Source organism: Gammaproteobacteria bacterium, assembly GCA_011682695.1.
Taxonomy (GTDB): Bacteria; Actinomycetota; Acidimicrobiia; order Spongiisociales; family UBA4744; genus BMS3Bbin01.
Window position 1 is genome coordinate 1 of record JAACED010000089.1, and the last position, 6,058, is coordinate 6,058.

The 6,058-nt window shown below is 63.3% G+C and carries 5 protein-coding genes; 3 read left to right on the plus strand and 2 right to left on the minus strand.

The features are described 5' to 3' along the window. Positions 1-206: 206 nt before the first annotated feature. Positions 207-1,211 carry a sigma-70 family RNA polymerase sigma factor gene (locus GWP04_11820; GenBank protein ID NIA26241.1) on the minus strand — a complete coding sequence of 335 codons (1,005 nt, stop codon included), beginning with the start codon at positions 1,209-1,211 and terminating at the stop codon, positions 207-209. A 145-nt stretch (positions 1,212-1,356) separates the two neighbouring features. Then, the gene (locus tag GWP04_11825) at positions 1,357-1,896 is read right to left on the minus strand and encodes a hypothetical protein (protein NIA26242.1); all 540 of its coding nucleotides are present in this window, start codon (positions 1,894-1,896) and stop codon (positions 1,357-1,359) included. A gap of 338 nt (positions 1,897-2,234) precedes the next feature. Here GWP04_11825 and GWP04_11830 point away from each other — a divergent pair, with 338 nt between their 5' ends. From GWP04_11830 to GWP04_11840, 3 genes are all read left to right on the plus strand, one after another. Beyond that, positions 2,235-3,242: a TGS domain-containing protein gene (locus GWP04_11830; GenBank protein NIA26243.1), complete on the plus strand. Its 1,008-nt coding sequence runs from the start codon at positions 2,235-2,237 to the stop codon at positions 3,240-3,242. 41 nt (positions 3,243-3,283) lie between these two features. Beyond that, the gene (locus tag GWP04_11835) at positions 3,284-5,296 is read left to right on the plus strand and encodes a DUF255 domain-containing protein (GenBank protein NIA26244.1); all 2,013 of its coding nucleotides are present in this window, start codon (positions 3,284-3,286) and stop codon (positions 5,294-5,296) included. A gap of 370 nt (positions 5,297-5,666) precedes the next feature. Then, a partial coding sequence (locus GWP04_11840) for a pyridoxal-phosphate dependent enzyme (GenBank protein ID NIA26245.1) occupies positions 5,667-6,058 on the plus strand: 392 nt, incomplete at its 3' end.

Here is a 6,058-nt window from a genome sequence, read left to right on the forward strand (position 1 = left end):
GACGCTGGAGGAGGTGTCCCGTCAGGGACGGAGGGGGTCTTGGGAGGTGCCGCGCCGAGGACGGAAGGAGGTCCGTTTCCTCCCCCAGAAGGCCGCCAGGTCGACGTTGGGGAGGTGTCCTCGGCGCTCTGGCCGAGGACGGAGGGGGTCTTGGCTGCAGGCAACCAGTCCAGCCGCCGATTCGTGCGGCACCACCCGGCAGACTCTTAGATCAGATCCTGTTCCCGGATGCCGAAGGAGGGATGCCGCAGGCGGCACAGAGCCAGTTTTTCGAGCTGACGGATCCGCTCTCGAGTCAGATTGAACTCGTCGCCGATCTCTTCGAGCGTCCTGGGGACGCCGTCATAGAAGCCGTATCGCAGCGCGAGGATCCGTCCCTCCCGCTCAGGAAGCCGATCGATGGAGATCCGCAGGCTGTGTGCGACATCCATTTCTTCGGTGATCTGCACAGGGTCTGTCGCCTCTTCATCCTCGATGAAGTCACCGAGCTGCGCCCCGTCTTCACCAACAGGCTGTTCCAGCGACACGGTGTCCGCGACGCCGAGCGCCAGCTCGACTTTGTCGACGGTGACTCCTGCCTCTTCCGCGATCTCGTCCGGCTTGGGGTCCCGACCGAGTTCCGCCTTCAGACTCGCCTGCGCTGCCCGCACGGCTGCCAGCGTGTCATGAAGATGCACAGGAATCCGCACCGTTCGAGACTTGTCCGCGATCGCACGAGTGATCGCCTGACGAATCCACCATGTCGCGTACGTGGAGAACTTGAAGCCTTTTCTCCAGTCGAACTTCTCAACGGCGCGAATCAGACCGAGGTTGCCTTCCTGGATGAGATCCAGGAAGTCGATACCGGACGTGTTGGCGTAGCGACGAGCGTTGGCCACAACGAGGCGAAGGTTGGCGGTCAGGAAAGCATCCTTCGCTTCCCTCCCGAAACGTGCCTTGCGACGAAGCTCGATCTCTTCTTTTTTGGTCTTGTACTCGCCGGCGTCGAGCTGCTCTGCAGCGTCTTCACCAGTCTCGATCTTCTGAGCGAGCTCAACCTCTTGCTCGGCGCTGAGCAGGTCGTATTCGCCGATCGCGGTCAGGTACTGACTGACCAGGTCGGTCGTCAGCCTGCCTCGGTCGTCGGTGAGCTTGTTGCGCCGGTCACGGCGGCTGCGGTCGGTCTTGCCAACCGCCTTTCCGTTGGGGCGCGTCTTATCGGTCGATGCCATCTTGGGGTTTATCCTCCGTCAAGGTCACGGTCAAGCCGCAACGCAACTGCGTGACACTATGACACACATCGGGTGTCGTGTGAACCCCCCTTTTTCATTGCGACAGAACGGTCCGTCACCCTCTCTTCAACAACGACGAGCCCGGTCAGCTTCCCCGATCGGTCGAATCGTGGATTCCTTGATGACCATTTCGGGACGATTCTTGGTTCTCCGTCCTCAGACCCAAGTCGGTCGACGACTCCTCCCCCGACAACGGCCGGAGAGAGACAACCTCGAGGTTTCCCAGCGCGATCATCGTCCCCCACACCATCAGGGCCACGTCAATCATCTCCATTGTCTCCTCGAGCAACACGCCACCGAGGAACGGATCCGAGTAGTTGACTGCTTCTACTCCGGCTCCACCGGCGACGAAGACTCCCGCTCCGAGTATTGCCCGCAGCGAACCTCTCGGATGAGCCTTGAGAATGGCCCAGAGTCCGCCCCGGATCCAAACAAGGAGGACCGCGGCCGCTGCCGCGTAGAGAACGATCCAGATTCCTTCTTCTCCGCTGAACCTCGGGAAAACCCCCGCCCCCTTCAAGAAGCCGGTGATGGCCCCATGGAAATCTGCAGTTTCGTCAATGGAGAAGTACAAGGCGGCGAGAGCGAGCACCGTGACTGCTCGAACCCGGCCGAGCTGGCCCATGCGACGTTCGCTACTTGCCAGGAGAAGCAGGAGGACGGCAGGGAGAAGCCATTGAGCGCTGGAGAATCAGGTGCGCACGCTGGCCTCCGAATCCAGCGAGAACATCTCGAACAGGAACCACGATCCCGTGACGCTCACGAACAGGTGCACACCGATATTGAAAGCAGGATGACGAAGAACCATCCTGGACTGGGAAGTCGGATGCGATTCGAGTCCATCGCTTCCACCTGCCCGTCGTTCCAGCGAGTACCGGCGGACCCTAGCCCGCGCTGCCTGATATCGATCGGCTCGCCTCCAAAGCCCACCCGCCTGCCCTCCTGCTGGACGATAATGAGTTCGTGCCGGCCAATCTGACCCCCGACTACAAGGCAGCAGAGGTCGCCTACAAGCGCAGCCGCGACCCCGAGGAACGCCTCGCAGCACTGCGCGAGATGTACCGGACCATACCCAAGCACAAGGGGACCGAGCACCTTCGAGCGGATATCAAGACACGCATCAAGGAGCTGACCGAGCAACTCGCAGGACCAAAGAAAGGTGGGGCCAGAAGTGGCCCTCCCACCGTCATCCGTCCCGAGGGGGCCGCCCAAGTCGCCCTGCTCGGTCCGCCCAACGTGGGCAAGTCCACCCTCCATGCCCGCCTGACCGGATCGCGCACACCATCGGGTCCGTACCCGTTCACGACCCAGTTCCCGCAACCGGGCATGCTCCACTACGAAGACATCTCGTTCCAACTCGTCGATCTGCCCCCGGTGTCCGCCGAGCACCCGGTCCCATGGCTTGCCGGCGCTCTCCAACCGGCGGACGCATGCCTGCTCATCGTCGACGTCTCCGTCCCCGGCTGCGTCGCGCAGGTCGAGTCCCTCCACGAGATACTCGCAAGCCGCAAAGTCACCCTGACCAGCACCTGGCATGAGGGTGAGCAATCGCCGGAGCACGACCCGTTCGCGATTCGACTCCCCACACTCCTCGTCGCCAACAAGGCAGATAAGGCACCGCGGTGCACCGAGGAAGTCGCCATCCTCGAAGAGCTGCTGGGCCTCGACTACCCGATTCTCACCGTATCGGCAGCCACGGGAGCGGGTGTCGACGAAATCGGACCATGGCTCTTCTCCAGGCTGGGGATCATCCGCGTCTACACGAAGGTGCCAGGCAAGCCGGCCGCCATGGACAAGCCCTACACGGTCCGCAGCGGCGATACCGTCCAGGACGTTGCGGCACTCGTGCATCGTGACATCGCAGAGCACCTGCGCTATGCCCGCATTTGGGGCACCGATCACTTCGACGGACAGCAAGTCGGACGGAACCACGTTCTTTCCGACGGAGACATCGTCGAACTCCACTCCTGAGCCCCGTTCCCATACCGCCATCTGACGGGTACCGTCGTGGCATGCCCAACCGCCTGTCCAACGAGACGAGCCCGTATCTGCTCCAACACGCCGACAACCCGGTCGACTGGTATCCCTGGGGCGACGAGGCGTTCGCCGCGGCAGAAGCCGAGCAGAAGCCGGTGCTGCTGTCGGTCGGGTACTCGTCCTGTCACTGGTGCCACGTGATGGCTCAGGAATCGTTTGAAGACAAAGAAACCGCGGCTCTGATGAATGAGCTGTTCGTCAACATCAAGGTCGACCGTGAAGAACGGCCCGACGTCGACGCCGTCTATATGGAGGCGCTCCAAGCCATATCCGGCCGGGGCGGCTGGCCCATGACCGTGTTCCTCACCCCTGACCGCAAACCCTTCTATGCCGGCACCTACTTCCCGGCCGTCGAACGACATGGCATGCCGTCGTTTCGGCGGGTCATCACTGCCGTCGCCGACGCCTGGAAGACGCAGCGTGCCGAGCTGGTAACCCAGGCAGAGCAGCTCTCTGACTTCGTCGCTCATGCGATCCCGAGTGTCGACCAGCTGCCCGGCGAAGACCTCCTCGTCTCCTCCCACCAGGCCCTCGCCTCCCAGTTCGACGAAGCCGAGGGCGGTTTCGGTGGGGCACCCAAGTTCCCACAGGAACCGGTCCTCGAGTTTCTCCTCCGCGTCGCCGACGAACCGTGGGCTCCGGACGCCAAGCGGATGGTGTCGCTGACGCTGAACAAGATGGCCGACGGTGGAATCCACGATCACGTCGGTGGTGGCTTCGCCCGGTACTCCGTCGACCGGTCATGGACGATCCCGCACTTCGAGAAGATGCTCTACACGAACGCGCAGTTGGCCCGCCTCTATCTCCGCTCGGCGCAAGTCCTGAACGAGCCCGCGTTCACCGCGATCGCGATCAGGACCCTCGACTACATGTTGCGCGACCTCCGGCTTCCCGGCGGTGCGTTCGCCTCGGCAGAGGACGCGGATTCCGAAGGCTCGGAAGGCACGTTCTACGTCTGGGATGCAGACGAGTTCGCCGACGTCGTCGGAGAACAACTCAACCCACTTGCCGCCGCCTTTTTCGGAGTTACCGAAGAGGGCACCTTCGAAGGCAGAAACCATCTTCGCGTCACACGCCCGCTCGAACAGGTCACCTCCGAACTCGACATCGATCCTGCCGCCGCCGATGCGATGATCGACATGGCCCGTAGTCGGCTTCTCTCGCGACGTGCCGAACGCGTCAGGCCCGGCCTCGACGACAAGGTCGTCACTGCCTGGAACGGACTGGCGATTCGCGCCCTCGCCGAGGCCGGAGCCATCCTCGGCGAGTCGCGCTTTCTCGAAGCTGCACGGGACGCAGCGGTGTTCCTCCGGTCAGAAGTCACCCGGGCAGACGGGCGTCTTCTGAGGAGTTGGGGCAAGGGAAGAGCGAGTGTGCCCGCATTCGCGGACGACTACGCAGCAACGGCCCTAGGTCTCTTCACTCTCTACCAGGCCACCGGAGAGGTCCGCTGGTATACCGAAGCGATGCGCCTGATCGAGGGAATGGTTGATCTCTTTGCGGATCCGGACGGCGGGTTCTTCACCACAGGGGCCGACGTCGAAGCCCCTCTGGCGCGAAAACGCGACCACTTCGACTCGCCAACACCGTCGGCAAACGCCCTCGCAGCCGAAGCCCTGCTCCTCGCTTCCTTGTACACGGGCGACGCGGACCTCAGGGCACACTCCGAGCGGGCCCTACGTGCGGGAGCGGCGGTCGCGACTGCGTCGCCCTCGGGGGCCGGTCATCTCTTGAGCGTCTTGCACACGACGCTGCGCGAACCACAGGAGATCGCGATCGTGGGTCCGGATGCACAAGAACTCGCCTCGGTCGTGTGGGAAGGATTCCGGCCCGACGTTGCGCTCGCCGTCGATCGAGACGGCAGTGCGACGAAGGTCGTTCCTCTCCTCGAGGGGCGAGCCACGGGCTCGACCCTCGCGTACGTGTGCAGGAACTTCCAGTGTGCGCTTCCCGTCTCCGATCCCGAGGCACTGCGGAGACTGCTCTAGCGCTCACCGCAGTACCGCGAGATCGAACTGAGACAGAGTTTCAAGCCGACTGCCTCGCTTCGCACAGCCGGCAACGCGATCGGCGAGATGATGCCATGAGCTGAAAGCCGGCGGCTGGAAGTCGGCAGCCGGTTTGAACCGGCTCGAACGACCGGACGGATGGGCAGCACGTTGGCACCGGACAGCACGGCCGTCACCTACAGGGTGCCGGCGAGCACAAGGTAGACGAACCAAGCACGCTCACCGCGACGTAGAACACCACCGTGGTCCGTGCGAGCTTCGTGAGCCGGCACACCGCGGCGAGCTTGCCCGCAGCAAGCGCCAGGTGCCCGCACACAAGTTCGAGCGGTGCGCTCGATACACTTGCGGCGTGATCTACGAAAACGCCATCGAAGCGATCGGGCGTACACCCATCGTCCGTCTTTCGCGCGTTCATCCTCCCGGGAATCTCGTCGCGAAACTCGAGTTCCTCAACCCCGGTGGTTCGATCAAAGAGCGGATTGCCGTCACGATGATCGACCGGGCGGAGCAACTCGGCCTCCTCGAGCCCGGCGGCACCATCGTCGAGCCGACCAGCGGCAACACCGGAGTCGGTCTGGCAATCATCGCGGCCATACGCGGCTACAAGGCCATCTTCACCGTTCCGGACAAAGTCTCGAAGGAGAAACAGGACCTCCTGCGCGCGTACGGCGCGACCGTCATCGTCACACCGACGGAACTGCTCCCCGATCATCCGGAGTCCTACTACGGGGTGGCACGGCG

Bases quoted from the DNA above. Each gene is read 5' to 3' on its own strand.
- GWP04_11820 (NIA26241.1), bottom strand. From the start codon at position 1,211: ATGGCATCGACCGATAAGACGCGCCCCAACGGAAAGGCGGTTGGCAAG.
- GWP04_11825 (NIA26242.1), bottom strand. From the start codon at position 1,896: ATGGGCCAGCTCGGCCGGGTTCGAGCAGTCACGGTGCTCGCTCTCGCC.
- GWP04_11835 (NIA26244.1), top strand. From the start codon at position 3,284: ATGCCCAACCGCCTGTCCAACGAGACGAGCCCGTATCTGCTCCAACAC.